Source organism: Mesorhizobium sp. P2_B5, assembly GCF_056404775.1.
Genome location: NZ_JBFUDJ010000002.1, coordinates 1,225,858 through 1,251,540 on the forward strand (window position 1 = coordinate 1,225,858; position 25,683 = coordinate 1,251,540).

Sequence of the window (25,683 nt, forward strand, 5' to 3'; positions counted from 1 at the left end):
GGAGACGTAAGGCAATGTACGGACTGATCGGCAAGATGCGGGCGGCGCGCGGCCAGCGCGACGCGATCATGGGCGTTTTGCGCGAGAGCACCGGCGCCCTCCCCGGCTGCCTGAGCTATATCATCGCCACCGACCCGGTCGATGCCGACGCGATCTGGGTCACCGAAGTGTGGACCGATCAGGCCAGCCACAAGGCATCGCTGCAACTGCCCGAAGTCCAGGCGGCGATCGCCAAGGCGCGGCCTTTCATCTCCGGCTTCGAGTTCCAGATCGAGACCCATCCGGTCGGGGGTTTCGGCCTGCCCGCCGTCAAGAACGAGTGATGTTCGAAAGCAAGTTTTCCTCGGCGGGGTTCGCGTCATTCTTCTCCAAGTCTAAGACCTGATATGGATTCCTCGCCAGAACAGCCGGCCGTCGAACGCATGGCGCGCATGCGTCCGGTCCGGCAGTGGCTGGTGCTGCTGATCTTCTCGCTGCTGTTCGCCGGCGCGCTGGAATATGCCGCACTGCCTGGGGCGTTGCTGATCGGGCCGATGCTGGCGGCCATCCTTGCCGGCACCAACGGCGCCACGGTGCGCGTGCCGCGCCCGCTGTTCGGCGCCGCCCAGGCCGTCGTCGGCTGCCTTGTCGCGGCGTCGATCTCCGCCGACATCTTTTCGGTCTTCTACAAGGAATGGCCTCTGTTCGTCGTCGTGGTGCTGGCGACCCTTGCGGCGTCCAGCCTGCTCGGCTGGCTGATCAGCCGCTGGCGCATTCTGCCCGGCACCACCGCCGTCTGGGGCTCATCGCCGGGTGCAGCCACCGCCATGGTTCTGATGGCCGGCGCCTTTGGCGCCGACCAGCGCCTCGTCGCCTTCATGCAGTATCTGCGCGTGATCTTCGTCTCGATGACGGCGGCACTCGTGGCCAAGATGTGGGTCGACACCTCCGGCGTTGAAATCCCAGCCATTGTCTGGTTCCCGCCGATCGACGCAATGGCCTTTGCCGCCACGCTCGGCGTGGCGCTGGTCGGCGGCCTGCTCGGCCGGCTTTGCCGGCTGCCCTCGCCCTTCTTTCTCGGCACCTTCATCTTCGGCACCATCGTCCATCTCGGCTTCGGCGTGGCGATGCAACTGCCGCCATGGCTGCTGGCGCTCTCCTATGCGATGGTCGGTTGGTCGATCGGACTGAATTTTACACGGGCGATCCTGCGCCATGCGACGCGGGCACTGCCGCAGATCGTCGGTTCGATCGTCGTGCTGATCGCCTTTTGCGGCGGGCTTGCCTGGCTGATCAGCCATGTCCTCGGCATCGATCCGCTGACCGCCTATCTCGCAACCAGCCCCGGCGGCATGGACAGCGTCGCCATCATCGCCGCCGCCGCGCAGAACGTCGACATCTCCTTCGTCATGGCGCTGCAATCGGCCCGCTTCCTGGTCGTGCTCATCGCCGGGCCAAGCATCGCGCGGCTGGTGGCGAGAGCCGTCAGGGACTGAGTTACGAATTCAAGTAACCGGGAAGAGGAAATTGCCCATGAACCGTCGCGTGAATGCCGTCGATCTCTCAGGCCGTGTCGCCGTGGTGACGGGCGGCGCGCAAGGCATCGGCCTTGCTGTTGCCCGGCGCCTGCTGTCGTCGGGCGCCAGCGTTGCCATCTGGGATGTCGACCAGGCTGCGATGAAGAACGCCGTCGCCGAACTCGCCCCGCTCGGTCGGATCGAGGCTTTGCTGTGCGATCAATCGCTGATCGAGGCCGTCGACAGCGCCGCGACGCAAACCGAGCGCTCGCTCGGCCCGGTCGATCTGCTCGTCAACAATGCCGGCATTGCCGGACCGGCGGCTACCGTGGTGGACTATGATCCTGCCTCATGGCGCCAGATCATCGACATCGACCTCAACGGTGTCTTCTACTGCTGCAAACGCCTGGTGCCCGGCATGATCGCGCGCAGCTACGGCCGCATCGCCAACATTGCCTCTGTCGCCGGCAAGGAAGGCAATCCGAATGCCGCCGCCTATTCGGCCGCCAAGGCGGGTGTGCTCGCGCTGACCAAATCGCTCGGCAAGGAGCTTGCCGGCCACGACATCGCCGTCAACGCGCTGACGCCGTCGCCCGCCCGCACCCGCATCCTCGAACAGCTCACCGAGGCCCAGGTGGCCTACATGCTGGGCAAGGTGCCACGCGGGCGGTTTGTCGAAGTCGAAGAGGCGGCCGCGATGATCGCCTTCATGCTCTCGGACGAGAATTCCTTCACCACTGGCGCAACGTTCGACCTGTCGGGCGGACGGGCCACCTACTGAGAAGTGGCGCTAGTCCCTCGCCGTCTTCGTCATCGCCAACGGCGCCGCGAAGGACTACGAGCCGCTCAGCGTCGCGGCAAGCCGGTCGGGGAGGAAGTCGACGAAAGCGCGCACCTTCGGCGACAAATGGCGATTTGACGGCCACAGCATCCGGAACTGGCCGCGGCCGTCGACATGGTCGTCCAGCACAGTGCGCAATTGCCCATCGCGCAGCGCCTCGCGGACCAGGAAATCGGGCATCGAGCTGATGCCGAGACCGGCCATGGTGGCGCCCTTCAGCGCCTCGGTGTTGTTGCAGGTCAGCATCGAGCGGACCTGCGGCTCGACACTGCCGCCGATGAACGGCCAACCCTGCAGCTTTCCGGTGTTTGGAAACCGGAAGCGTATGCCGTAATGGTTCACGAGATCGTCCGGTCCGCTCGGGTTGCCGTGCTGCTCGAGGTAGGAAGGTGCCGCGCACAACAGCAGCCGGAAGGGCGCAAGCGGCCGCGCCACCAGGCGCGAATCCGGCAGCTCACCGCTGCGGATTGCGATGTCGACGCCTTCGTCGATAAGGTCGACGATGCGATCGTTGAAATCGATGTCGAGTTCGATTTCGGGATAGCACGCCATGAACTCCGACAGCACCGGCAACAGCAGGTGATAGGTCACGATCGGCGTCGAAACGCGCAACCGCCCATGCGGCGTTTCCCGCGTCCGCGACAGCATCGCCTCGGCATCGTCGATGTCGTCGAGGATGCGCCGCACCCGCTCGTTGAACAGCTTGCCCTCTTCGGTCAGTCCGACACGGCGCGTGCTGCGCTGCAGCAGCCGCACGCCGAGATCCTGCTCGAGCCTGGCGACGCTCTTGCCGACGGCCGACGCTGAGATGCCAAGCGTTCGGCCGGCGGCGATGAAACTGCCGAACTCGGCAGTGCGGGCAAAGGCCAGAAGGCCGTTGAGGCGTTCCATCGCATCTCTCCATTCGAGCGTTTCAGTCCGGTATATCTGGAGATTTAATACTATTTTTCTGGGAATGTCGCGGGCCTATCTTGCCGTTGCGACCGGTGCTGCGCTCCCGACAGCACACCGGCGGATCCTGCTTCAAATAGGAAAAACCATGATTTCGAAGACCACAAACGGCGCAACCGCGCCATGGCTCGTCCTGTTGTCGGTATGCCTTGCCGCCATGACCATGCCCTTGACCTTCACCGGCCCGGCCGTCGCGCTCTCGCGCATCGCAGCCGATCTCGGCGGCAGCCCGATCGCGCTCAACTGGGTGACGAACGCGTTCATGCTGACCTTTGGCGCTACCCTGATGGCGTTGGGCGCGCTCGCCGACAATCATGGCCGCAAGCGCATCTTCCTCGCCGGCCTCGGCCTCTATGTCCTGGCCACGCTGGGCGCGATGCTCGCGCCTGACATCGTCTGGTTCGACACACTTCGGGCTGCGCAAGGGCTCGGCAGTGCGGCCGCCTTCGCTGGCGGCGCCTCCGCGCTTGCCCAGGAATTCGAGGGGCAATTGCGGTTGCGCGCCTTTTCCTTCCTCGGCACCAGTTTCGGCATTGGCCTCGCCTTCGGTCCGATCGCCTCCGGCCTCATCATCGAAGCATTCGGCTGGCGGTCGATCTTCGTTCTGGTGGCAGTGCTTGCGATTGCCGCCGCACTACTGGGTCTGGGCACAATCAAGGAATCGCGCGACCCCGATGCGACTGGCCTCGACTGGGCGGGGGCCGGCACTTTCACGATTGCGCTGGCCACGCTGACCTACGGCGTGCTTCAGGCGCCGCAGAGCGGCTGGACCGATCCGCTTGTGATCGGGCTGCTTGCCATCGCTGCGCTCTTCTTTGCCGCCTTCGTCATCGTCGAGCGGCGCGTGGGCCGGCCGATGCTCGATCTCTCGCTGTTTCGCTTTCCCCGCTTCGTCGGCGTCCAGTTTCTGGCGGCTGCCCCCGCCTATGGCTTCGTCGTCCTGCTCGTGCTGTTGCCGATCCGATTCATCGGCATTGAGGGGATGAGCGAGATCAAGGCCGGGCAATTGATGATCTGCCTGTCGGGACCGCTGTTGATCCTGCCTCTGCTTGCCGGCCAGGTGGCGCGCTGGATCGCTCCGGCGACGATCTGCGGCGTCGGCCTGCTGATCGCCGCCGCCGGCCTTGTCTGGCTGAGCCTGACGCCGCCGGTCGCCCTCGCCCTTGTGGCGCCGCTGATGCTGATCGGCATCGGCATCGCTTTGCCCTGGGGGCTGATGGACGGACTTGCCGTCAGCGTCGTGCCGAAGGAGCGCGCCGGCATGGCGGTCGGCATCTTCAACACCACCCGCGTCGCTTGTGAAGGCGTGGCGCTGGCCATCGTCATGGCGGTCCTGTCGGGCTTCACGGCTGCAAAACTGCCGGCCCAGGGCGCAACGTCGTCCCTGAGTGCAACCGCTGCCGCCCAGCTTCTGGTGACCGGCAATGTTGGCGAAGCGGCAGCCCGCTTGCCGGGGGCCGGAGCCACGGTCCTGGTCCAGGCCTACGAGACGGCGTTCGACAGGCTGCTGATCGTGCTGGCGGCAATCACGATCGTCACCGCGCTTGTCGTCTTCCTCGGCCTACGCCGCGGATCGACCGTGGAGCACGAAACCGTTCCTCTGCCGGTATGCCAGGAAGGCTAGCCTTGCGCGGCGTCAGCTGATGACCAGGCTCGCTATGCGGTCGCCGTCCAGCGTGAAGACCATGTCCCCTTCGCCGTTGAAGCCTTCGCCTGTGACGGCGATGCGGACGTGGTAGCTGCCATCGGCCTCGGCGATGCGGACAATGCGCAGATTGGACTTCACGCCGATATTGTCCGACTGGTTCCAGCGCGCAATCTGCTCGCGGCCATGGAAGGATCGTCCCCAGTCGGTCAGGGATGCGTTGGCGGTAAAGTGCCAAGAAACGCTTCGGTGTCACCTTCATTGGTGGCCTCGACGAAACGGCGGATGGGCTCGGGGGTGGCCATCAGTCCAATCTATGCATCAGATCGTCATCCAGCCAGCGGCCGAAGAAATAGACCAGCTGCTTGTGCCACCACGGCCAGTCATGGCTGACGTCACCACCCCAATAGTCGACCCAGGCGGGAATGGATTTGTCGCGCAGGATCTGTTCCAGCTTGCGCGTCTCGACCAGCATGCGCTCTTCCCAGGCGCCCTGCCCGCAGCAGAAGATCATCCTCAGCGCCTTCAGCCGCGCCAAGAGCTTGGGGTCGACGATGCCGGGCAGATAGTCGAGCGGCGAGTTGTAGAAAATGTCGCCGTCGAGCACCTTGCCGAAGAAGTCGCGCACCGAATAGACACCCGACAGCGCGATGACGCCGCTGGCGAGTTCGGGAAAGCGGAAGACGAAGTTCGAGGAATGGTAGCCGCCCATTGAGCAGCCGGTGAACAGCGGCTTCAGCTTGCGTCCGCCATTGGCTTGCTCGGCGGTCGCCAGAAACTCCGGCAACGCCTCCTCACGGACATAGCGGAAATAGGCCTCGTGGCGACCGATGCGGTGGGCGGCGTCGGCATGCTTGTTGAAGAAAGATTCCGAATCGATGCCGTCGACCGCAAACAGCTGGATGCGGCCGGTATCGATGAATTCGGCCAGCGCCCCTACCCCGCCGGAATCCTCGAACTGATAGAACCGCCCTTGCGAGGTCGGGAACACGACCACCGGCCGGCCGGCATGGCCGTAGCGCTTGTATTCCATGTCGCGGCCGAGATTGCGGGCAAAGCCCTTGTGATAGGAAATGTCCATCGCGTTTAAGCCTTTTCCGCGTGAATATAGGCGACGGCCTCGCGCAGCGCTGCTTCGTCCTTCGAGCGCATCTGGTAGGCGTAATTTCCCATGGCGCGGCTGAAAACCTTTTCTATCGGCTGATGGTGGACGATCTTGTCGCGATGCGCGGCCAGCACGTCCTCATGGCTGTGCAAATAGTGGAGGTGCTGCTTGCGGCTGGCATAGGCGGTGAAATACTTGCCCTCATAGGGTCCGCTGGCGGCATCCTTGACCACCATGTCGGCCCACGCCGCATAGACGTCGATGTCGAACGTGTAGTTGATCGCATCGGTCATCCAGGCGCCGGGCGGCCGCATATTGACCTCGAGCGCGATGACACGGTCGTCCTTGGTTTCGAACAGCTCGATGTGGAAGAAGCGCTCGCGCACGTCGAACGCCTTCAGGATTTTCCTGCCTGCCTCCTCGACCGCGGGGCTGATTTTGGGAAAACAGGTGTAGCTCATGTGGCGGTCCTTGTTGACCACTTCCATGACGCTCTGGTCGTACCGGTGGCTGGCGGCAAGCACCACCTCACCGTCGCGGTTGACCAGCCCGTCGAAGGTGACCACCAGGCCCTCGATGAACTGTTCCATGACGAAGGTCACGTCCTCGGGCTTGTCCCGGAAAAACTGGTCGAGTTCTTTGGCGTTGGAAATCTTGAAGGTGTTCGAGGCGCCGGAACCGGAATCGGGCTTCACCACCACGGGATAGCCGACGCGACGGATGAAGGTCATGGCGCCTGCCCGGTCGGAGCATTTGCGCTGCGCAATGGTGTCGACGCCGCTCTTGCGGAAGAAGGCGCGCATGCGGCTCTTGCGCTTCAGATTCTTCACGAAATCGAGCTTGGTGCCGTAGATGTTGAAGTCGGTGCGGATGTTGGCTTCCAGTTCCAGCCAATGCTCGTTGAGCGACTCGAAGCGGTCGATGCGGCCCCATTTGTGGATGAAATGACCCATCGCCCGGAACACCGGATCGTAGTCCTCCATGTCGGCGACGCGGTAATATTCCGACAGTGCCGCCTTCAGCTTGCCGTCCAGCGCATCAAAAGGCGCATCGCCGATGCCCAGCACCGTGGCGCCGGCCTTCTTCAGCCGGTCGCAGAAATCGGCGCCGTTGGCCGGAAAATGCGGCGAGAAGAATACAAAATTCATGGGCGACCTCCCCCGGCATCGCGACCTCGTCCAAGCATGTTGCCGGGACCGCGAAGGGACGGCGACACGCACAGAAACAACACCAAGTCTGGCGTATTTGCCGCGCGCGGGGAAGAGGCCTGGAATGGGCGCAAATGCGCCTACTTGCCTCTCCATGGCCGCTCCTGTATGAAAACCGCCATGAACACGCGCGCCTCCTCCGTCGCTTCCCGTCCGACCGGCTTTACCGGCGAGACCGTTCGCGCGCTGGCATCGACCCTGCTTCTTCTCGGCCTTATCGGCGATCGCCGGGTTCGCTGAAGGAGCGCCCGGCGGTCGAACCGCCGCTTACGCGCACGCTCCTTGGCCAGTTTCAAAATTGGCAATTCACATCAAGCGAACGAAAATCTGGTAAGGCGCAGCTCGCTCTCAATCCGTCCGAAGACCGATCCGTGAGCCGCCGGGAGAACAAGACGATGAACGCACGAGAAGAGATACGATCCGGCGAAGCCGAAAGCGTAAAAAGCGCCGCCGGCCACATGCCGGGCGCCGCCCGCAAATACCAGCCCTATCCGACAGTCGGCCTCACCGACCGCACCTGGCCCAACAAGGTCATCGACAAGGCGCCGGTCTGGTGCTCGGTTGATTTGCGCGACGGCAACCAGGCGCTAATCGACCCGATGGGCCATGAGCGCAAGGCGCGCATGTTCGCGCTGCTGCTCGACATGGGCTTCAAGGAGATCGAGATCGGTTTCCCCTCGGCCTCGCAGACCGACTTCGATTTCGCCCGCTGGTGCATTGAGCAAGGCAATGTGCCGGCCGATGTCTCGCTGCAGGTGCTGGTACAGTGCCGGCCCGAACTCATCACCCGCACCTTCGAGGCGCTGAAGGGCGCCACCAACCCGATCGTGCATTTCTACAATTCGACCAGCGAGTTGCAGCGCCGCGTCGTCTTCGAGAAAGACGTCGGCGGCATCAAGCGCATCGCCACCGACGCGGCCAAGATGATCACCGACATGGCGGCGAAGGCCGGCGGCGGTTACCGCTTCGAATATTCGCCGGAGAGCTTTACCGGCACCGAACTCGAAGTCGCGCTGGAGATCTGCAACGCCGTTACCGAGATCGTGAAGCCGACGCCCGATAACAAGCTGATCATCAACCTGCCGTCGACGGTCGAAATGTCGACGCCCAACATCTATGCCGACCGCATCGAATGGATGTGCCGCAACCTCGACAACCGCGAAAACCTGTTGATCTCGCTGCACCCGCACAATGATCGCGGCACCGGCATCGCCACCACCGAACTCGGCCTGATGGCGGGTGCCGACCGCGTCGAAGGCACGCTGTTCGGCAATGGCGAACGCACCGGCAATGTCGACATCGTCACCCTGGCGCTCAACATGTACACACAAGGCGTCGATCCTCATCTGGATTGCTCCGACATCAACCGGATGAAGGACGTCTACGAATATTCCAACCAGCTGAAGATCCCCGAGCGCCACCCTTACGTCGGCGAACTCGTCTACACCGCCTTTTCCGGCTCGCACCAGGACGCCATCAACAAGGGTATGAAGGCGCTGAAGAAGGCCAATACGCCGGTCTGGGAAGTGCCCTATCTGCCGATCGATCCGGCCGATGTCGGGCGCAGCTACGAGGCTATCATCCGCATCAACTCGCAGTCCGGCAAAGGCGGCATCGCCTATGTGCTGCAGGCCGATTACGGCCTCAATCTGCCGCGCAATCTGCAGATCGAATTCAGCCAGGAGATCCAGGCGATCACCGACGCGGAAGGCAAGGAAGTGCCGGCAAAGCGCATTCACGACCGCTTCCTCGAGACCTATGTCGACCAGCCCGTCGCGCGGCTCAAATTCCTCGACCATCACACCTACCCTGACACCGAGAAAAAAGGCCGGCGCGTGGTCGAGGCGGTGATCCTCGATAACGGCAAGGAGACGACCATTACCGGATCCGGCACCGGCCCGATCGACGGCTTCGTCGATGCGCTGTCGCGCCATGTCGGCGTCGACATGTCGGTCCTCGACTATTCCGAGCATTCGCTCCAGCGCGGATCGAACGCCTCGGCGATCTCCTATGTCGAGATGGAATATCCCGGCGGCAAGTTGTTCGGAGCCGGCATCAACACCAACATCGTCGCCGCCTCGCTGGAAGCCGTGGTTTCGGCTGCCAACCGTATCATCGGGCGCAAGGCCGGCTGATTTCTCGCCGGGCGCCGTATCCGCGGCGCCCGGAAATCACCCATTTGCCGGGGGAAATTCCGGTTTTCGCGTGTTAACCATCGGCAATTATCCGGTGCGGTACGCGATCGCATAACATAAGCATGCTTGTATGGAAGTGCAGGCGCTATATGATTGCGCCTCAACCTGTGCCGACTTCGAAAGGATCGACACTTGCAGCATGCCACGCCTGCCGCCCCCGCAGTGCGCGAGACACTGGAACGACTGCTCGCCAGCGAAACGTTCGGACGTTCCGAGCGCTCACGCAAGTTGCTGCGCTACCTCGTGGAGCGCGAGCAAGCCGGCGAAGCCGACAGGCTCAAGGGTTTCTCCATCGCCATGGACGTCTTCGGCAAGGACGGCGATTTCGATTCGTCGACCGATGCGGTGGTCCGGGTGCAGGCAGGCAGGCTGCGCGAACTTCTCCAACATTATTTCGCCAATGAGGGCGTAGCCGAACCGGTCCGAATCGCCATTCCGCGCGGCGGCTATGTGCCGTCATATGAACTCAACGCCATTCGCCTGCCGGTTGGGCAGGAGCCGGTGGCGCTGGCGCAGGCGGTAGCCGCCCTGCCGGGATCGCCTGACCAGGCGGCTCCTGCCGCGCTCCCCACGACAGCTTCGGCGATTACAGAACCCGGACCTTCGCTGGCCCGCCATCTCCAGTTCTTCTGGATCGCCTTGACGCTGGTCATCCTCATGCTGGGCGTGCTCATCCTGCGCCAGGGCAGCGGCGCACTGCTTGCCAGCAACGATCCGGCGGCAGGGGTCGAGACCGCGGGCGCGACGAGCAGCATCGCATCGCCGACGGTGGAGGCCCTGCCCCTCGTCTACATCGCCGTGAAGGCCACCGGCCCCGAGGCAGGTCGCGTCGCCGCCTCGCTGCGCGCCGGTCTTGCCGGTTTCGACACAATCGACTTCATCGGCCGCGACGCCGACAGCAAGCGCGACCCGAGCACCGACCCGACCAGTTTCGTTTTCGATGTCCTGCCGGGACCAATGGCAGGTGACGTGACGCTCGAGCTGCAGAGTGTGGCGACCGGCCGCGTGCTTTTGTCCCGCAATCTGACGGTCGCCGACAGTGCGCCTGGTACCGTCGAGGATCGTATCGCCGCCATCCTCAGCTCGACCATTCCCGCCGCCGGCCCGCTCTACAGCTACATCGAACAGAACGGCATTCAGACCGGGCTGACGAGGTGCCTGATCCTCAACGACAGATATTATCTCGACCAGAGCACCAAGACTCATGAGGCCGCCTATCGTTGTCTGGAAAACCTTGCCAGCCAAGGCGCAAAATCGTCGCTCGTTTATTCGGAACTGGCATCGCTCCATCTCGAGGCCGCGACCGATCACTACGCCTATCCGCCTGACGCGACGGTCGAACAGGCGATGTCTTTTGCCCATCGCGCCATCCAGATGGGGCCGACCAGCCCCTATGCGCACCGCGCATACGGTTACCTTTACTCGCGCCTCGGCAACCCCGAGGAGGCGATTCGCTGGATGCGCAAGGCTTATCAGCTCAACCCCTACGACCTCAGCATGGCTGCCGCCTACGGCTATGGCCTGATCTTCGCTGGCAAGTATGCCGAGGGAACACCGATCCTGACCCGTGCCGTCGAGACGTTCAGCGGCCACCCGACTTGGTGGGATTACGGGCTCTTCGCCGGGCAGTTCATGCTGGGCGATATGAACAAGGCCGCGATCGCCAGCGAGTCGCTGCGCACGACGGCGATGAAATCGCATTATCTGGCGGCGCGGCTGATCGGCGCCAAGGCTGCCGGCCGCGAGCAGCTGGCGGCCAAGCTTCTGGATGAGCTGACCACCAAATTCCCGAAATTCGCCGCTGACCCGCGTGCGGCCTTCGCCGAGCGGAAATATCCCGCCGATCTGACCGAGCGGCTGGTCGAGGCGTTGCGCGCCGCGGGCCTCGGTAACGCCAGCTAGTATCTTTCCGGATCGCGAAAATTTTACTGGCCATCGGTCTGGACTGGGAGCAATCCAGCCCAATTCGAAATTTCCTGTCCTATCTTGCAATAATCATACATTTTTCATGGTCTCATCCCTCTATGTTGCCGAGCGGGGCGCCGGGCCGAAGACGGTCGTCCTGCTGCATGGCTTCGGCGGTTGCCATGACATCTGGCGCGAGGTGACCGCGACGCTGGCGCCCGGGATCAGAACACTGACCTACGATCTTCCGGGACACGGACTGTCGCTCGATTTCCCTGGCAGCGGTCCGGCCAGGACAGCGGCCCGAGCAGTTCTCGCGGATCTCGCCGCACGCGGCATAGCACGGGTGCATGTCGCCGGTCATTCGATGGGCGGTGCGGTAGCCACCCTGATGGCATTGGCCGAACCCGAAACAATAGCCTCGCTGACGCTTCTGGCGCCGGGCGGTTTTGGCCCGGAGATCAATGGGCCGCTGTTGCGTCGCTACGCCGCGGCGGCCGACAGACGCGAAATCCGCACCTGCCTTGCCGCCATGTCCGGACCGCAAAGCCCGCCGCCCGAACGCATCGTTGGCGTGCTGGCGGAAGTACGCCGTCGCCCCGGCCAGTTGCGCAAGCTGATCGAGATCGCAACCGTCATGACCAGGGATGAGCGGCAGGGCGTCATTCCCCGCGAACAGCTGGAAACGCTCGACATGCCGGTGATGGTGGTTTGGGGAACGGACGATCCGGTCCTGCCCTATACCCAGGCTGATGGCCTGCCGGCGCATTTTCATATCCATCACGTCCTCGATGCCGGCCATATGCTGGTCGAGGAGGCGCCAGGCGTGGTCACCCAAGCCGTGCGCCGGAACATGGACCGGCGCGGCAGGCGTCCGACATTCGACGCCGCAGCGAGCTGAACTAACCGGCTTCCGGCATCTCGCCAGTGCATTTTGCAAACGGCTGTGTTAACTCGCTATCAACCATATATTAGCGAGGGATGATGAAGGACTCAGACGAGCAATTCACCTCTTTAAACCCGTCGCGCAAACTGTCCGATGCCGTTCGCGACGTGAAGAACGCCTTCGCCGATCGCGACGACGTCGTGGTCGACATGCGCGAGGCACACCGGATGCGGCTTGATCTTCTTGCCGCCGAACTCGCCCCGGTCTTTGCCGACGTACCCGCCGACATGGACAATTTCGACTTCGTCGTCTCGTCGGGCCTGCAGCCGCGGCTGTGGATCGACGCCGTCAGCCATGTCGCCATGGGACGCGACCGCCGCACCTACCGCTTCCTCAGGGATACCCGCATCGGCCGCGTGGTGCTTGCCGAATCGACCGATATGAAACCGGTTGCCGATCAGGTCACGCGCTATGTGGCGGAGCGCATCGTCGAGCGTCAGCGTATGATGGAGGGCGGCGTCGAGCCGGCCGTTGCCGGCCTGAACCGCGCCACCGTGCGGGAAGCCGAACCACCCTTGCAAGCAACCGCGCCCGGGAGGCGCTGGTCGACCTTCCTGTCCGGCCTCGGCCTGATCGCCGCCGGCGCGCTGGTGGGGCTGGCGGTGGCGGCCGCGCTGTTCTGGGATCGCTTGATGACGATGAAAATCAGCTTCTGACCAGCGGTTTGGATGCCTCGGCATCCACGCCAAGTTCCATTACCTGGAGGTCGGATGGCGGTATGGCCGGTCCGGTCAGGCCGCGACGCGTCAGCCGGATCCGCCAGTTGCCCTTTTCGCCGTCGATGTCGAGCAGATTGTACTGTGCCGCCGGGTTCTTGCCGCCGGGCGACTGCCCGGCAGCGGCGACGCCGACAACCGGAATCCTGGTGCCGCGTCCGCCAATGAAGAACAGCGACGGCAGGTGCGAATGGCCGTGCAGCACAAGCTCGGCGCCGTGCCGGTGAACGGTCTTGTGGAAACGGGATATGCCAAACAGGCGCTTTTGCTGGGTGACGGCGCCGCGCACCGGCGGATGATGGATCATGATCACCCGCAACAGGCCGCGTTTGGCAGTGGCGTCGAGCATCGAGGCCAACCTTTGCGCCTGACCTTCGAGGAAGAAGCCGTTGGCCATGAACGGCGCCGTGGCGCGCGCCGTCGAGACGCCGATCAGCGCGACGTTGCCGCGCACGCGCAGATAGGGAAAGGTGTTGCGGTCGATTGGTGTGGTGACGCCGTCGCCGCTCATCCACGCCGCCCAGGAGCGGCAGACCTTGTCGAAGGCGCCCGGCACATAGGCGTCGTGATTGCCCGGCACCACCGAGACATCCTCCGGAGGGCCTAGCGTCTCCAGCCAGTGCTTTGCCATTTCGATCTCGCCATCCAGCGCCAGATTGACCAGATCGCCGGTGACGGCGAGGTGGTCGGGACCGCTCGCCTTCATGTCGGCGACGATGGTGTCGATGACGGCATCGTGCATATGGCGGCGGCGGTTGCGCTGCCAGTTGACATAGCCGACCACGCGCTTGGACGCGAGTTCGCGATAGGTTACACCGGGAAGCGGCCCCAGATGGACATCGGAAATATGCGCGAGCCTGAACATCCTTCCTTCATAGGCGACGCGCCCCCCGCTTTCCACTCACTGTTTCCTGTCTGCTTACGGTTTCGCTAGCGATGGCGATATCGGATCCGGAGCAGGCGTTTCGCCAGACCAGTTGGGCCGGCCTCAGGGCAAGGTTGTTCCATCTCTATTTCCTGCTGCGGCGGCCAATGACGCTTGGTGTGCGCGGCCTGATCCACGATCGCGCGTCGAACTCCGTCTTCCTCATCCGCCACACTTACGTTCCCGGCTGGCAATTGCCGGGCGGTGGCGTCGAGCTGGGCGAAACGCTTGGCGAAGCGCTGACGCGGGAATTGGCCGAGGAAGGCAACATCGCACTCACCGCCCCGCCGGTGCTGAAATCAATGCATTTCAACCGCCGCTCCAGCCGCCGCGACCATGTCGCCTTCTACCTGATCGAGAGCTTCAGCCAGGCGGCGCCGAAACTGCCGGACCACGAGATCGCCGAAGCCGGCTTCTTCCCGCTTGATCGTCTGCCCGAAGGCACGACGCCGGCGACGTTGCGGCGGATCGCTGAGGTTTTTGGTGGGGACCCGGCATCGCCGCACTGGTAGGCCAGAGTTCTCCGACAGCATTAGCTGCTGCGATAACTCTCGCTGCTGAAATCGCAACGTAGTGCGCCATGCGCTCGATTGGATTTGGCGTCACGCCGCCTTCCTGAACCGCGCCCGGTCATGCGGCGCGGCGTAGTCGAGCTCCGGGCCGACCGGCACGATGCGCGTCGGGTTGATGCTCTCGTGGCTGCCGTAATAATGCGTCTTGATGTGGTGCAGGTTCACCGTGCCAGCGACGCCGGGCACCTGGTAGAGATCGCGCAGATAGTTCGACAGGTTCGGATAGTCGGCGATGCGGCGCAGATTGCATTTGAAATGGCCGACATAGACCGGGTCGAAACGCACCAGCGTCGTGAACAGCCGCCAATCCGCCTCGGTGATGCGCTCGCCGGTGAGATAGCGCTGTTTTGACAGCCTCTCCTCCAGCGTGTCGAGTGCCGAGAACAACTCTGCAAAGGCTTCTTCATAGGCTGCTTGCGTGGTGGCAAAGCCGGCCCGGTAGACGCCGTTGTTGATGGCCGGATAGACCAGCGCATTGACCTTGTCGATCTCGCCGCGCAGCGCCGGCGGATAGAAATCGACGCTGGCATCGCCCCATGCGTCGAAGGCGGAATTGAGCATGCGGATGATCTCGGCGGATTCGTTGGAGACGATGGTCTGTTCCTTTTTGTCCCACAGCACCGGCACCGACACCCGGCCCGAATAGGTGGGATCGGCTTTGGTGTAGATCTGATGCAGGAAATCGAGACCGTAAACCGTGTCGCCAGTGGCCCCGTCCTCGGCCAGAAAAGTCCAGCCGTCGGCACCGAGGAAATGATGCACGACCGAAACCGAGATGATCCCTTCGAGCTTCTTCAGCGCGCGAAAAATCAGCGTGCGGTGCGCCCACGGACAGGCGAGCGAGACGTAAAGATGGTAACGGCCCGGTTCGGCCTTGAAGCCCCGCGTACGGCCTTTAGCCGGCGAGCCATCACGCGTGATCCAGTCACGCCACTGCGCCTCGGCGCGGATGAACCTGCCGTCGCTATCGACCTTGGCCGGGTGGTCCTGCCATTTGCCTTCGACCAGCAAACCCATGCGAAATCTCCTTGCCTGCCTTGGCCAATGTAGGCGCAAAGCGGCAATGTCGAAGTCGTCATCTGCTGAACAGAGCGTCACTCGTCCGCAATGCCTGATAAAAGCGACCGATTGCAGCGGCCGAAAAATGATGCTAGCGGACACTCCGCATGTTCGACTTTGCCTCGATACGGTTTGACCGACGACGAAAGGGCGCCCGCGCTTAGAAAGCGCTGACTGGCGAACGCTGCCGCTTGCAGCAACCTTCCTCGTATATCGGACCGCGAAGACCATGAGCCTTGCCGACGTGAAATACCTGCCGGAAACTCCGGCGCATGACCCTGAAATCGAAGCCATCAACGACGAAGCCTTCGGCCCCGGCCGCTTCGTGTTGGCCGCCTACAAGATCCGCGAGGCCGGCGGCCACGAGCGCTCGCTGTCCTTCGTCGCCGTGGACGGTGACCTCGTCGTTGCTTCGGTGCGCATGACCCGCATTGCGGCCGGCGCCGGCCGCGCGCTGATGCTCGGGCCGCTTGCCGTGCGCCCTGCGTTCAAGAATCTCGGCATCGGCCGCCGGCTGGTGGCGATCGCGCTGGAAGCGGCTGCCAAGGCTGGCGCGCCGGCGGTGATCCTTGTCGGCGACGAGCCCTATTACGGCCCGCTCGGCTTCAGGAAGATCCCGCGCGGCCAGATCTCCATGCCACGCCCGGTCGACCTCGACCGGCTGCTGTCGCACGAGATCGTGCCTGGCGCCGTGGCGCGTCTTTCCGGCGAAGTCTGCCATGCCAGCGTCGCCAGGATTGCCGAGCCCGCGCCGGCGATGGCCTGATTGCCCGGCCGATCGAGACGTCTCGATTGACCGGTCAGGTTGCACCATGCCAGCGACCTCCGTAGCATGATCCGCAAAAGCAGGGAGGACCCGGCATGAACCCGAACGGCCAGATTGCGATCGTAACCGGTGGCGGCTCCGGACTCGGCGAGGCAACCGCCCGCGCGCTGGCCGACAAGGGCGCCCGCGTCGCGATCTTCGATATCGGCATCGACCGGGCGGCGAAAGTGGCGGGCGACATTGGCGGCACCGCCATCCTGTGTGACGTCAGCAGCGCCGACAGCGGTGCGGCCGCGGTCGCCGAAGTGGAAAAAAGGCTTGGGCCGGCGCGCATCCTGGTGAACTGCGCCGGCATTGCCATCGGCGTGAAGACCATCGGCAAGGATGGTCCGCACCCGCTCGACCAATATCGCAAGGTGATCGAGATCAACTTGATCGGCACCTTCAACATGATCCGCCTCGTCGCGGATCGCGCCGCCAAGCTCGAGCCATTGCAGGGCGGCGAGCGCGGCGTCATCGTCAACACGGCGTCGGTCGCCGCCTATGACGGCCAGATCGGCCAGGCCGCCTACGCCGCCTCCAAGGGCGGCGTCGTCGGCATGACGCTGCCGGTCGCCCGCGATCTCGCCCGCTCCGGCATTCGCGTCTGCACCATCGCGCCCGGCATCTTCAAGACGCCGATGATGGCCGGCATGCCGCAGGAGGTGCAGGATTCGCTTGGTGCGGCCGTGCCGTTCCCGTCTCGTCTCGGCGAACCGTCCGAATATGCGGCGCTCGCCCTGCATATCGTCGAAAACCAGATGCTCAACGGCGAGACCATCCGCCTCGACGGGGCGATCCGCATGGCGCCGAAATAGACGGCCATGGCGGCCGGCGCAGCCGCAGTGAAGACCGGCCCCCTGGCCGGCCTGAAAGTCATCGAGATGGCCGGGCTCGGCCCGGTGCCGCTGGCCGGGCTGATGCTGTCGGAGATGGGCGCCGAGGTGCTGCGCATCGAGCGCAGCGGTTCGGACCAACCCCTGCTGCCGCTCTCCGATGAGTACAATCTCGACCGTCACGGCCGTTCCATCCTGCGTGTCGATCTCAAGCAATCACAAGGCATCGAGCTGGTGCTGGATCTCGTCGAACGGGCCGATCTGCTGGTCGAGGGCTTTCGTCCCGGCGTCATGGAGCGGCTCGGTCTCGGCCCGGATGCTGCATTGGCGCGCAACAAGGCGCTGATCTACGGCCGCATGACCGGCTTCGGCCAGGACGGGCCGCTCGCAGGCCGCGCTGGCCACGATATCACCTACCTCGCCTATTCCGGTGTGCTGCATGCCATCGGCCGGGAGGAAAGCCGGCCGGTGCCGCCGCTGAATCTGATCGCCGACAATGGCGGCGGCGCCATGATGCTGATCGCCGGCGTGCTTGCAGCGCTGTTTGAGCGTTCGCGCTCCGGCAAGGGCCAGGTGGTCGACGCGGCAATGGTCGAGGGCGCCTCGATGCTGACGGCGCCCATACACGCCTTCATGGCGGCAGGCCTGTGGAGCGACAGGCGCGGCGCCAACCTGCTCGATTCCGGCGCCCCCTTTTACGACACCTATGAAACGGCGGACGGACGCCACGTCGCGGTCGGCTGCCTTGAGCCGCGCTTCTTCGCCGAATTCGCCAGGTTGCTGCCGCTGGGCGAGCATTTTGTCCGCGGCCAGTACGACAAGGCGTTGTGGCCGGACATGCGCGCCACCTTCGCCGACCGGTTCCGGCTGAAGACGCGCGACGACTGGGCCGGTCTGTTTGAGGGCACCGACGCTTGCGTCGCGCCGGTTTTGTCGCTTGCGGAGGCCAGGAACCATCCGCACAATCGTGCTCGTCACGCATTTGTGAAGACGGGCACGTTCGAACGCCCGGCACCTGCGCCGCGCTTTTCCGCCTCGCAGCCGGCGCTTGCCGCCATGCCGGATGATGACGACCAGCGGCCGCAAAACGTGCTGGCGCGCTTCGGCTTTTCGGCAGATGAGATCACAGCGCTTGTCAAATCCGGTCTGATTGGCCAATAACTGGATGAAGAAAATCAACTTAACCCGGTGAGCATTTTGAACGAGCCGAAGAAGGACGTCATTCGCGCGACGGACGCCGAGGCGGTCAGGCTGGCAACAACCTTGATCCGCAGCGCCCGGTTCGGCGCCCTGGCGGTCATCGAGCCCTCGACCGGTTCGCCGCTGGCCTCCAGGGTCGGTGTCGCCACCGACACCGATGGCACGCCGCTGATCCTTGTCTCGGGGCTCTCCGCCCACACCGGGGCGATGCTTGCCGAGCCGCGTTGCTCGCTGCTTGTCGGTGAGCCCGGCAAGGGCGATCCGCTGGCGCACCCAAGGATAACACTGCTTTGCCAGGCCCAGCAGCTTGAGCGCGGATCGAGCGCGCATGCCCGCGCCGAGCGGCGCTATCTCAATCACAATCCCAGGGCTAAGCTCTATTCCGGGCTCGGCGATTTCTCGATCTTCCGGCTCGAGCCGGAGCGCGCCAGCCTGAATGGCGGTTTCGGCAAGGCCTATCTGCTGGGCCGTGCCGATCTCATCACCGATGGGCCGATCGTCGAGGAGCTGGCCGCCAGCGAACAGTCCGCCCTCGACCACATGAATGCCGACCATCTCGACGCAATCGCTGTCTATGCGCATCATTTTGCCAAGGCCGAAGGTGATGGCTGGACCATGACCGGCTTCGATGCCGAGGGCATGGATCTGGCATCGGGCGACGCCGTTTGCAGGGTCTATTTTCCGCAACCATTGAAGACCGCGCGCGACCTGCGGCCAGTTCTTGTCAACATGGCCAAGACCGGACGTATGCCGGCTACGCAAGGATAATCGTCATGAATCAAAAGCATGTCTTGAGATTTGGGCGAAATGATCTACGATTCATACGACGCTGAATCAGCAGCGCGATCCACAGCTGAATTATAGCACCCAACGCTATTTGCCCCCATAGCGTTCGGATGAGCAGGGAAACATGGGGCATGGTCTCTACCAAATTAATCGCCAATGCCGAATCGGCGGCGACATTTCTGACCCTTATGGGCAACGAAAAGCGGCTTTTGATCATGAGCTATCTGGCCGACGGTGAGATGTCGGTCGGCGCCATCGCCGAAAAGGTGATGCTCAGTCAGTCCGCTTTGTCGCAACATCTGGCCAAGCTCAGGGCGCTCGATCTTGTCGAGACCCGCCGCGACCGGCAGATGATCTACTATTCCTGCAAGTCGGACGCCGTGCGCGAGCTGTTGCGCATGCTCGACGGCATTTTCGGGATCGGCGACTTGTCCCAGATGGCAACGCGTCTGCGCCGCGCCGGGACTTGACCTGCGGCTCCGATCGCTCCTTACCTCGCTGACGATTTCTCGCCGGCCGAGGTATTGATGGGTCCGATCCAGATCGACGACGCGCGCGATCCGCGGGTCGCCGCCTACTTTGACATCCGCGAACGCGATCTCACCGGCCGCCATGGCCGGTTCGTCGCTGAAGGCAAGGTGGTGCTGGACGTCCTGCTGTCAGCCGGACGCTTCGCCGCCGAGTCGGTCCTGGTTCTGGAAAACCGGCTGGCCGGGCTCGACGACATCCTGCGCAAGGCCCCTGCCGACCTGCCGGTTTACGTTGCGAAAAGCGACGTCATGGACAGGATCGCCGGCTTCCACATGCATCGCGGCATATTGGCGATCGGCAGCAAGGGCGCGCCGCAGCCCGCGGAGGCCTTGCTCGACACCTTGCCAGCCGACGCGCTGATCGTCGTGCTCATCGGCATCGCCAACCATGACAATATGGGATCGATCTTCCGCAACGCTGCCGCCTTCGGCGCCGATGCCGTGTTTATCGACGCCACCTGTTGCGACCCGCTGTATCGCAAGGCGATCCGCGTCTCCGTCGGCGCAGCGCTGAAAGTTCCCTTCGCCTCCTTCAGCCACACTGAAGCTTTCATCGCGAAGCTCGACGAGTTGGGCTTCGGCCAGATCGCTCTATCGCCGCGCGGTGAGGCTGACATTCGCAATGCCGCGAGACCGAAACGACTGGCGCTCTATCTCGGCACCGAAGGCGAAGGCCTGCCCGAGAGGCTGCTTGACCGGCTGCGGACGGTGAGGATTGCGATGTTTGAAGGGTTCGACAGCCTGAATGTCGCTGCAGCCTCAGCCATCGCGTTGCATCATTTTTCGACTGGCAAGTCGGTAGCCGCCCAGGATTTTGGAAAACCAGCGGCCTGAAGCTCAGCCCGCCGAATCTGCCTTTTGCAGCGCCCGCACGCGATCGGCGAGGCTGATGGTTCCCGATCGCGCTTCCTGCGGCGCAGCCAACGCCTTGGTGATCGGCGAATCGGGTCCTTCAAGCTTGGCGGTCAGGCTGACGACCTCTGCCGCGAGCGTGTTCATCTGTTCGCGTAACGCATCACCGGCGCTGCGCTCGTCGTCGCCATTTCTCGTGGTCTCGGAACCACCAAGCTCCGTCTTCAGCCGCTTGTTCTCACGGGCCAGCGTCGTCAGCCTGGCTTCCAGCCGCTCGCGATCGCCTTCGAGCTTGGCTAGCACCTTGTCGACGTCGTTGTTACCAGCGGGGGCATTGTCCTGCGCGCCAACAAGGCCAGCAGCCACGGCGCCTCCCGCAGTCTCGCCCCTCAACCGTTCGCGAAGCCGAGCCAATTCCTTTTCGCGGCGATCGAGCTTGTCCTCGCGATCGGCAAGCGTGGCGAGCAGGCGCTCGAGCTTCTTCTCGAGATCGGCGGTTCTCTTCTTCTCGGCTTTCAGAGAATCGCGCGTGGCCTTGCTCTCGGCGACGACTTCCTGATGACGCTTCTCGGCTTCCTTGCGCTGGCCGCGCAGCACCGAAATGTCGTTGGCAAACTTTTCCAGCTCCGATTCCCGCGCCACCAGTTCGATCTGACGATTGCTGGAGGAGAAGGAGGCGTCGTCATACATGTGCTCGAGCTTTTCGAGCTCAAGCGCGCGCTTTTCCATCATGCGCTCGGCCTGCACCAGCTTGTCCGTCAGCTGCTGTATCTGCTGCTCGCGATGCAGGAGCAATTCGTTTTTTTCTCCAAGCTCGGTAAGCGCCTGCTTCTTGTCCTTGCGCTCGACCGCCAGGCCTTTCAGCGCCTCGCGCCCGCGACTGATTTCGACGAGTTGCTCATTGGCCTGCTCACGCAGCGTCTTGACGCTGATTTCGAGTCGGCGCGTCGTCATGGCGAACTCGGCCCGCAAGCTGTCCTTGTCGGCCTGGATCTCGGCCAGCGTTCGCGGCACCGACGCCTCGACACGCCTGCGCGTCAGCGCGACCGCCCGCCGCCAGATGGCCGGCGCAACCAGCAGCGCCAGAAAGCCTGCGCACAGAAAGCCGAGGGCGAAGAACAGGATCGATTGAACCAAGGTGACTACCCGTTACAGGCGGGCCGCTAGCCGACAACCGCCAAGTCTGGACTTTGCCATGTTCGCATGACGCAAATCCAGCGCTGCGGCAAGAGTATGCCGCAGCTTGATCGGGTCAGAACCTGTTGATCGGGCCGACCTATGGTCGGAATCGCTCAGAAGGGATTCCAGGTCGGCCTCTGCGTCAGCTTCAGATAGCCGAGATTGACGCCAAGCCGCGCGCCGACGCCGGTGCGGATCGGCACCAGCAACACCCTGTTGTTCTGCAGCACGTTGAAGCCGACGCCGGCCACGACATAGGCGGAGCCGGCAACGCCGCCGAACCGGTTGTAGAGATTGCTGACGTCGTCGAGATTGTAGACGAGCATCATCACCCGCGATCCCTCGCCGCCGAAATCCCAGCCGAGCGACGGACCTTGCCAGAACACCTTATGGTCGCCGGCATTCTTGGTGTAGAGCGTGCCTTCGCCGTAGGTCAGGCCGCCGATCACCGCGCCAGAACCCTCTTCGCCGAGCAGATAGCCATTGGGCAGGCCGTAGGAGGCAAAAATCTTCTCGACGACGGTGGCGAGACCGCCCGACGTCGCGCCGAAGAACTTGTGGCCGGAATCGACGATCTCCTGAGCGGTGTATTCCTGCGCCCGCGACGCAGAGGTTGAGAAGGCGAGCGCGCCCATGAGGGCAATCGCCATGAAGAAGACACGGACAAAGGTCCGGTCGTAGAATCGGGAAACCATGCTTCCAATCTCCGTCAGGGAGCACTTTCGCCGACGCCTCGCACCCGTCCGGCTCTTTAGGCGGCCGTTAAGGATGACTGTTACGGGCAAACTATGCCGTAATCCTTTTTCAACCATTAACCTTCCACATGAACATGGCGGTTCGAAGGCTGTCTGACCGTCTGTGCGGGCTCCCATCCTGTGCAAACACGCCTTTTTTGCTGACGAGAATTGTGGATTTGTTGCTGCACGCTCGGGCGCTGTGTATTCAGAAGCGCTGGGGAAAGAGCGTGATTCGGGTGGGTGAGGCGCGGCGGTCGCTCGCGTGGCCACCAGGATGTGAATTTTTTGCAGGGATTTTCGCCGATGGCCGAGCTTTTCTCTCTCTCCGCACCCGATCTCGCAGCCTTGTTGTGCAGCCGCGTCTGCCACGACATCATTTCGCCGGTTGGGGCCATCAACAACGGCCTTGAACTCCTCGACGAGGGCGGCGCCGACGAAGACGCCATGAAGTTGATTCGCCAGAGCGCCAAAAACGCTTCGGCCCGCCTGCAGTTCGCCCGCATCGCCTTCGGCGCCGCAGGTTCGGCCGGCATGATGATCGACACCGGCGATGCCGAGTCCGTCGCCATCGCGTTCCTGAAGAACGAGAAGCCGGAACTGGTCTGGAACGGCGTTCGCGCCCTGCTGCCCAAGAACAAGGTCAAGCTGCTGCTCAATTTGCTGCTCGTCGCCAACGCCGCCATCCCGCGCGGCGGCAAGCTGGTGGTTACACTGGAAAACCTCGACACCGAGCCGCGCTTTGCGCTTGCGGCAAGCGGCCCGATGCTGCGCGTGCCGCCAAAATTCCTCGAACTCCATTCCGGCAACAAGCCCGAGGAGCCGATCGACGCCCATTCGGTCCAGCCTTATTACACGCTGCTTCTTGCGCGTGAGGCCAACATGACGATCTCGATCCACGCGACCGCCGAAGAGATCGTGCTGTCCGCGGTCTGACGACTCGAAGTCGTTACCGGCTCGGCCGACAGCCAAGAACAAGTCAAGTATCTTTTCCCGCTGATATTTGCGGGCTTGGCCGAAATTCAGAACAACCAAGTTTCTTCGTCGGCGACGCGTCCGCTGACACGGCGCGCAAACGACATTTTTGCAAAAACTTTACCTAACGGCTTTTCGGCTTCTTTACCAGATCGGTCTAAGGTGCATCCCGATACCCCGGATGCCGCCGGTTCGCCCCAAGGCAAAGAGGACCCGGAAATGAAGCGCTGCATGTTTGTTGACGATTCGAGTGTGATCAGGAAGGTCGCAAAACGGATTCTTGGCGGCTCCGACATGGTGGTGATCGAAGCGGCCACCGGACACGACGCGGTCGAGATGTGCGCTGCCGAGATGCCCGATGTGATTGTCGTCGACGGCGCACTGCCGGACATGCAGGCGGTCGATGTCATCCGCCAGGTCCGCGCCATGGAAAGCGCGATCAAGCCGCAGATCCTGATTTCGTTGGTCGAAGTCGATGTCGCCTCGATCATGAAGGCAAAGCGCGCCGGCGCCCAGGGCTATCTCTTGAAGCCGTTCAACCGGCCGCAACTGCTCGAACGCTTTCGTACCCTGAAGATCGCCGCCTGATTCGGCTCGTGCTCGAACGGAAGGGACAGCAAAAAACCCGGCCTGAGCCGGGTTTTTTGCATTGAATTCAATCAGATGATTCGGTCAGGCGCTGACGCGGATATCTTCCGGCTCGCGCAGCACATAGCCGCGGCCCCAGACCGTTTCGATGTAGTTCTGACCACCGGACGCAGCGTCGAGCTTCTTGCGCAGCTTGCAGATGAAGACGTCGATGATCTTCAATTCCGGTTCGTCCATACCGCCATAGAGGTGGTTGAGGAACATTTCCTTGGTCAGCGTGGTGCCCTTGCGCAGCGAGAGCAGCTCCAGCATTTGGTATTCCTTGCCGGTCAGATGCACGCGCTGGCCACCGACTTCGACGGTCTTGGCATCGAGATTGACCACCAGGTCGCCGGTGGTGATGACCGACTGGGCATGGCCCTTGGAGCGGCGCACGATGGCGTGAATGCGGGCGACCAGCTCGTCCTTGTGGAACGGCTTGGTCATATAGTCGTCGGCGCCGAAGCCGAGGCCGCGCACCTTGTCCTCGATGCCGGCCATGCCGGACAGGATCAGGATTGGCGTCTTCACCTTGGAGAGGCGAAGTGTCCGCAAGACTTCGTAGCCTGACATGTCGGGGAGGTTGAGATCGAGAAGAATGATATCGTAATCATAAAGTTTCCCGAGATCGACGCCTTCTTCGCCGAGGTCGGTCGTATAAACATTAAAACTTTCGGATTTGAGCATCAGCTCGATGCTCTGAGCGGTTGCACTGTCGTCTTCTATCAGCAGAACGCGCATTTCATTCCCCTTTTCTGCCGCCGGACCATGTCACGACCCATCCGGAACCGGAGCAGTGATTGCCTGAACAGAAGGCTGCCATCGAATGGTTAACAAAACCTAATTCCGCACCCAGAACGGTACCAGATTTTTTAACCGCTTTCTACACCCTCTTGAATCTAATGATGAATCACAGAACCAAATCGCTAATGCAACACATTAATAAGTTGGACTAAGTGACTCAAGGGACTCGCAGGCCGGCTTCCGTATCGGGAGCCGGAATTTTTACCCGGCCTTAAGTCCTCGCCCTTATGATTAACAATGCCCGTAAACGAATGGTTACCGCCGGCAAGAAACTTTAGGAATTTGTTTCCCATAGTTCGGGGAATGCCGGTGGATACGGGTGTCGCCAGGCGCTGGCGAGCGGATTGGACGATATGTGCAGGTGTGCGTTTGCGGGAGTACCGAATCATGAAGTCACGTGAAAACCTCGTTCGGCTGAAGCAGTTTCAGGTGAATGAGAAGCGGCGGCAGCTGCTGCAGCTCGACACGATGATCGCCGAGTTCGAGCGCATGGCTGTTGAACTGGAGCTTCAGATCACCGCCGAAGAAAAGAAGGCGGGCATCACCGACATCAGTCATTTTGCCTATCCAACCTTCGCCAAAGCGGCGCGTCTGCGCCGCGACAACCTCAGAAACTCGCAAAGCGACCTCGCCCAGCAGCGAAGCGCTGCCGAATCATTACTCGGCGAAGCTGAAGCGGAGCTTTCCAAGGCCGAGATGCTGGAATCGCGCGACACCAAGATCCGCGATGCTGAACTCGGCGGCCGCAGCGCCATGATCGGCTGAAGACGGTGGCTGATCCAGCCAGCGGC

General features: G+C 62.9%; 27 protein-coding genes. 18 read left to right on the forward strand and 9 right to left on the reverse strand.

All coding sequences use genetic code 11. The features are described from left to right. Positions 1 to 14: 14 nt before the first annotated feature. From AC1D1N_RS12410 to AC1D1N_RS12420, 3 genes are all read left to right on the forward strand, one after another. Positions 15 to 323, forward strand: a complete 309-nt coding sequence (locus AC1D1N_RS12410; protein WP_477348775.1) for a putative quinol monooxygenase — start codon at positions 15 to 17, stop codon at positions 321 to 323. Positions 324 to 386: 63 nt separating this feature from the next. Beyond that, a complete protein-coding gene (locus AC1D1N_RS12415; protein ID WP_477348777.1) occupies positions 387 to 1,475 on the forward strand; it encodes an AbrB family transcriptional regulator in 1,089 nt (362 codons plus the stop codon). Between the two features lie 49 nt (positions 1,476 to 1,524). Beyond that, positions 1,525 to 2,277 (forward strand): SDR family NAD(P)-dependent oxidoreductase, encoded by a 753-nt coding sequence (locus AC1D1N_RS12420; RefSeq protein ID WP_477348882.1) that lies wholly within the window; start codon positions 1,525 to 1,527, stop codon positions 2,275 to 2,277. Positions 2,278 to 2,331: 54 nt separating this feature from the next. Here AC1D1N_RS12420 and AC1D1N_RS12425 read toward each other — a convergent pair whose 3' ends face one another. Continuing rightward, positions 2,332 to 3,228, reverse strand: coding sequence for a LysR family transcriptional regulator (locus AC1D1N_RS12425; RefSeq protein WP_477338933.1), 897 nt, complete (start codon positions 3,226 to 3,228; stop codon positions 2,332 to 2,334). A gap of 148 nt (positions 3,229 to 3,376) precedes the next feature. Here AC1D1N_RS12425 and AC1D1N_RS12430 point away from each other — a divergent pair, with 148 nt between their 5' ends. Next, positions 3,377 to 4,912, forward strand: a complete 1,536-nt coding sequence (locus AC1D1N_RS12430) for an MFS transporter (RefSeq protein WP_477348779.1) — start codon at positions 3,377 to 3,379, stop codon at positions 4,910 to 4,912. A gap of 12 nt (positions 4,913 to 4,924) precedes the next feature. Here the strand turns inward: AC1D1N_RS12430 and AC1D1N_RS12435 are convergent, their stop codons facing one another. The 3 genes from AC1D1N_RS12435 to AC1D1N_RS12445 all read right to left on the reverse strand — a co-directional run bounded on the left by AC1D1N_RS12435 (position 4,925) and on the right by AC1D1N_RS12445 (position 7,186). Beyond that, positions 4,925 to 5,074 (reverse strand): hypothetical protein, encoded by a 150-nt coding sequence (locus AC1D1N_RS12435; protein WP_477348781.1) that lies wholly within the window; start codon positions 5,072 to 5,074, stop codon positions 4,925 to 4,927. Between the two features lie 163 nt (positions 5,075 to 5,237). Further along, positions 5,238 to 6,014, reverse strand: a complete 777-nt coding sequence (locus AC1D1N_RS12440; protein ID WP_436261119.1) for an esterase family protein — start codon at positions 6,012 to 6,014, stop codon at positions 5,238 to 5,240. A 5-nt stretch (positions 6,015 to 6,019) separates the two neighbouring features. Continuing rightward, the gene (locus tag AC1D1N_RS12445; protein ID WP_352588273.1) at positions 6,020 to 7,186 is read right to left on the reverse strand and encodes an ATP-grasp domain-containing protein; all 1,167 of its coding nucleotides are present in this window, start codon (positions 7,184 to 7,186) and stop codon (positions 6,020 to 6,022) included. A gap of 518 nt (positions 7,187 to 7,704) precedes the next feature. Here AC1D1N_RS12445 and leuA point away from each other — a divergent pair. The 4 genes from leuA (at position 7,705) to AC1D1N_RS12465 (ending at position 12,948) form a co-directional block, all read left to right on the forward strand. After that, positions 7,705 to 9,381: a 2-isopropylmalate synthase gene (gene leuA / locus AC1D1N_RS12450; protein ID WP_477348884.1), complete on the forward strand. Its 1,677-nt coding sequence runs from the start codon at positions 7,705 to 7,707 to the stop codon at positions 9,379 to 9,381. Between the two features lie 192 nt (positions 9,382 to 9,573). Next, on the forward strand, positions 9,574 to 11,343 hold the full coding sequence (locus AC1D1N_RS12455) for a tetratricopeptide repeat protein (RefSeq protein WP_436261120.1): 1,770 nt from the start codon (positions 9,574 to 9,576) through the stop codon (positions 11,341 to 11,343). 106 nt (positions 11,344 to 11,449) lie between these two features. Beyond that, the gene (locus tag AC1D1N_RS12460; protein WP_436261121.1) at positions 11,450 to 12,247 is read left to right on the forward strand and encodes an alpha/beta fold hydrolase; all 798 of its coding nucleotides are present in this window, start codon (positions 11,450 to 11,452) and stop codon (positions 12,245 to 12,247) included. 83 nt (positions 12,248 to 12,330) lie between these two features. Further along, positions 12,331 to 12,948: a hypothetical protein gene (locus AC1D1N_RS12465; RefSeq protein ID WP_436261122.1), complete on the forward strand. Its 618-nt coding sequence runs from the start codon at positions 12,331 to 12,333 to the stop codon at positions 12,946 to 12,948. Here the strand turns inward: AC1D1N_RS12465 and AC1D1N_RS12470 are convergent. Further along, complete coding sequence (locus AC1D1N_RS12470; RefSeq protein WP_352588569.1) at positions 12,938 to 13,873, reverse strand: metallophosphoesterase family protein; 936 nt, start codon at positions 13,871 to 13,873, stop codon at positions 12,938 to 12,940. The genes AC1D1N_RS12465 and AC1D1N_RS12470 overlap by 11 nt on opposite strands. A gap of 71 nt (positions 13,874 to 13,944) precedes the next feature. Between AC1D1N_RS12470 and AC1D1N_RS12475 the strand changes: the two genes are divergently transcribed. Continuing rightward, on the forward strand, positions 13,945 to 14,445 hold the full coding sequence (locus AC1D1N_RS12475) for an NUDIX domain-containing protein (RefSeq protein WP_436261123.1): 501 nt from the start codon (positions 13,945 to 13,947) through the stop codon (positions 14,443 to 14,445). A gap of 90 nt (positions 14,446 to 14,535) precedes the next feature. On the opposite strand, the gene AC1D1N_RS12480 is transcribed toward AC1D1N_RS12475, so the two are convergent. Then, positions 14,536 to 15,522 carry a glutathione S-transferase family protein gene (locus AC1D1N_RS12480; protein WP_436261124.1) on the reverse strand — a complete coding sequence of 329 codons (987 nt, stop codon included), beginning with the start codon at positions 15,520 to 15,522 and terminating at the stop codon, positions 14,536 to 14,538. A 271-nt stretch (positions 15,523 to 15,793) separates the two neighbouring features. Here AC1D1N_RS12480 and AC1D1N_RS12485 point away from each other — a divergent pair, with 271 nt between their 5' ends. The 6 genes from AC1D1N_RS12485 (at position 15,794) to AC1D1N_RS12510 (ending at position 20,555) form a co-directional block, all read left to right on the forward strand. Continuing rightward, positions 15,794 to 16,330 (forward strand): GNAT family N-acetyltransferase, encoded by a 537-nt coding sequence (locus AC1D1N_RS12485; protein WP_436261125.1) that lies wholly within the window; start codon positions 15,794 to 15,796, stop codon positions 16,328 to 16,330. Positions 16,331 to 16,425: 95 nt separating this feature from the next. After that, the gene (locus AC1D1N_RS12490) at positions 16,426 to 17,187 is read left to right on the forward strand and encodes a 3-hydroxyacyl-CoA dehydrogenase (RefSeq protein WP_436261126.1); all 762 of its coding nucleotides are present in this window, start codon (positions 16,426 to 16,428) and stop codon (positions 17,185 to 17,187) included. 6 nt (positions 17,188 to 17,193) lie between these two features. Next, a complete protein-coding gene (locus AC1D1N_RS12495; protein ID WP_436261127.1) occupies positions 17,194 to 18,366 on the forward strand; it encodes a CaiB/BaiF CoA transferase family protein in 1,173 nt (390 codons plus the stop codon). A 36-nt stretch (positions 18,367 to 18,402) separates the two neighbouring features. Further along, positions 18,403 to 19,173, forward strand: coding sequence for a HugZ family pyridoxamine 5'-phosphate oxidase (locus AC1D1N_RS12500; RefSeq protein WP_477348886.1), 771 nt, complete (start codon positions 18,403 to 18,405; stop codon positions 19,171 to 19,173). Between the two features lie 149 nt (positions 19,174 to 19,322). Then, positions 19,323 to 19,661, forward strand: a complete 339-nt coding sequence (locus tag AC1D1N_RS12505; protein ID WP_112561151.1) for an ArsR/SmtB family transcription factor — start codon at positions 19,323 to 19,325, stop codon at positions 19,659 to 19,661. Positions 19,662 to 19,718: 57 nt separating this feature from the next. Further along, the gene (locus AC1D1N_RS12510; RefSeq protein WP_477348783.1) at positions 19,719 to 20,555 is read left to right on the forward strand and encodes a TrmH family RNA methyltransferase; all 837 of its coding nucleotides are present in this window, start codon (positions 19,719 to 19,721) and stop codon (positions 20,553 to 20,555) included. A gap of 3 nt (positions 20,556 to 20,558) precedes the next feature. Here AC1D1N_RS12510 and AC1D1N_RS12515 read toward each other — a convergent pair whose 3' ends face one another. Beyond that, a complete protein-coding gene (locus AC1D1N_RS12515; RefSeq protein ID WP_436261129.1) occupies positions 20,559 to 21,710 on the reverse strand; it encodes a coiled-coil domain-containing protein in 1,152 nt (383 codons plus the stop codon). A gap of 155 nt (positions 21,711 to 21,865) precedes the next feature. Further along, positions 21,866 to 22,402, reverse strand: coding sequence for a DUF1134 domain-containing protein (locus AC1D1N_RS12520; protein WP_235984549.1), 537 nt, complete (start codon positions 22,400 to 22,402; stop codon positions 21,866 to 21,868). A gap of 390 nt (positions 22,403 to 22,792) precedes the next feature. Between AC1D1N_RS12520 and chpT the strand changes: the two genes are divergently transcribed. Together chpT and AC1D1N_RS12530 are read left to right on the forward strand one after the other, a co-directional pair. Continuing rightward, complete coding sequence (chpT, locus tag AC1D1N_RS12525; protein WP_142869636.1) at positions 22,793 to 23,422, forward strand: histidine phosphotransferase ChpT; 630 nt, start codon at positions 22,793 to 22,795, stop codon at positions 23,420 to 23,422. Positions 23,423 to 23,680: 258 nt separating this feature from the next. Next, positions 23,681 to 24,049: a response regulator transcription factor gene (locus AC1D1N_RS12530; protein ID WP_477348785.1), complete on the forward strand. Its 369-nt coding sequence runs from the start codon at positions 23,681 to 23,683 to the stop codon at positions 24,047 to 24,049. An 84-nt stretch (positions 24,050 to 24,133) separates the two neighbouring features. Here AC1D1N_RS12530 and ctrA read toward each other — a convergent pair whose 3' ends face one another. Then, positions 24,134 to 24,829, reverse strand: coding sequence for a response regulator transcription factor CtrA (gene ctrA / locus AC1D1N_RS12535; protein WP_006203583.1), 696 nt, complete (start codon positions 24,827 to 24,829; stop codon positions 24,134 to 24,136). Positions 24,830 to 25,279: 450 nt separating this feature from the next. On the opposite strand from ctrA, the gene AC1D1N_RS12540 reads away from it, so the two are divergent. Further along, positions 25,280 to 25,657 carry a flagellar export protein FliJ gene (locus AC1D1N_RS12540; protein ID WP_142869582.1) on the forward strand — a complete coding sequence of 126 codons (378 nt, stop codon included), beginning with the start codon at positions 25,280 to 25,282 and terminating at the stop codon, positions 25,655 to 25,657. Positions 25,658 to 25,683: the final 26 nt, after the last annotated feature.

Bases quoted from the DNA above. Each gene is read 5' to 3' on its own strand.
- AC1D1N_RS12505 (WP_112561151.1), top strand. From the start codon at position 19,323: ATGGTCTCTACCAAATTAATCGCCAATGCCGAATCGGCGGCGACATTT.
- ctrA (WP_006203583.1), bottom strand. From the start codon at position 24,829: ATGCGCGTTCTGCTGATAGAAGACGACAGTGCAACCGCTCAGAGCATC.
- AC1D1N_RS12440 (WP_436261119.1), bottom strand. From the start codon at position 6,014: ATGGACATTTCCTATCACAAGGGCTTTGCCCGCAATCTCGGCCGCGAC.
- AC1D1N_RS12460 (WP_436261121.1), top strand. From the start codon at position 11,450: ATGGTCTCATCCCTCTATGTTGCCGAGCGGGGCGCCGGGCCGAAGACG.
- AC1D1N_RS12410 (WP_477348775.1), top strand. From the start codon at position 15: ATGTACGGACTGATCGGCAAGATGCGGGCGGCGCGCGGCCAGCGCGAC.
- AC1D1N_RS12480 (WP_436261124.1), bottom strand. From the start codon at position 15,522: ATGGGTTTGCTGGTCGAAGGCAAATGGCAGGACCACCCGGCCAAGGTC.
- chpT (WP_142869636.1), top strand. From the start codon at position 22,793: ATGGCCGAGCTTTTCTCTCTCTCCGCACCCGATCTCGCAGCCTTGTTG.
- AC1D1N_RS12470 (WP_352588569.1), bottom strand. From the start codon at position 13,873: ATGTTCAGGCTCGCGCATATTTCCGATGTCCATCTGGGGCCGCTTCCC.
- AC1D1N_RS12540 (WP_142869582.1), top strand. From the start codon at position 25,280: ATGAAGTCACGTGAAAACCTCGTTCGGCTGAAGCAGTTTCAGGTGAAT.
- AC1D1N_RS12485 (WP_436261125.1), top strand. From the start codon at position 15,794: ATGAGCCTTGCCGACGTGAAATACCTGCCGGAAACTCCGGCGCATGAC.
- leuA (WP_477348884.1), top strand. From the start codon at position 7,705: ATGCCGGGCGCCGCCCGCAAATACCAGCCCTATCCGACAGTCGGCCTC.
- AC1D1N_RS12445 (WP_352588273.1), bottom strand. From the start codon at position 7,186: ATGAATTTTGTATTCTTCTCGCCGCATTTTCCGGCCAACGGCGCCGAT.
- AC1D1N_RS12425 (WP_477338933.1), bottom strand. From the start codon at position 3,228: ATGGAACGCCTCAACGGCCTTCTGGCCTTTGCCCGCACTGCCGAGTTC.
- AC1D1N_RS12495 (WP_436261127.1), top strand. From the start codon at position 17,194: ATGGCGGCCGGCGCAGCCGCAGTGAAGACCGGCCCCCTGGCCGGCCTG.
- AC1D1N_RS12475 (WP_436261123.1), top strand. From the start codon at position 13,945: ATGGCGATATCGGATCCGGAGCAGGCGTTTCGCCAGACCAGTTGGGCC.
- AC1D1N_RS12510 (WP_477348783.1), top strand. From the start codon at position 19,719: ATGGGTCCGATCCAGATCGACGACGCGCGCGATCCGCGGGTCGCCGCC.
- AC1D1N_RS12430 (WP_477348779.1), top strand. From the start codon at position 3,377: ATGATTTCGAAGACCACAAACGGCGCAACCGCGCCATGGCTCGTCCTG.
- AC1D1N_RS12530 (WP_477348785.1), top strand. From the start codon at position 23,681: ATGAAGCGCTGCATGTTTGTTGACGATTCGAGTGTGATCAGGAAGGTC.
- AC1D1N_RS12520 (WP_235984549.1), bottom strand. From the start codon at position 22,402: ATGGCGATTGCCCTCATGGGCGCGCTCGCCTTCTCAACCTCTGCGTCG.
- AC1D1N_RS12465 (WP_436261122.1), top strand. From the start codon at position 12,331: ATGAAGGACTCAGACGAGCAATTCACCTCTTTAAACCCGTCGCGCAAA.
- AC1D1N_RS12490 (WP_436261126.1), top strand. From the start codon at position 16,426: ATGAACCCGAACGGCCAGATTGCGATCGTAACCGGTGGCGGCTCCGGA.
- AC1D1N_RS12415 (WP_477348777.1), top strand. From the start codon at position 387: ATGGATTCCTCGCCAGAACAGCCGGCCGTCGAACGCATGGCGCGCATG.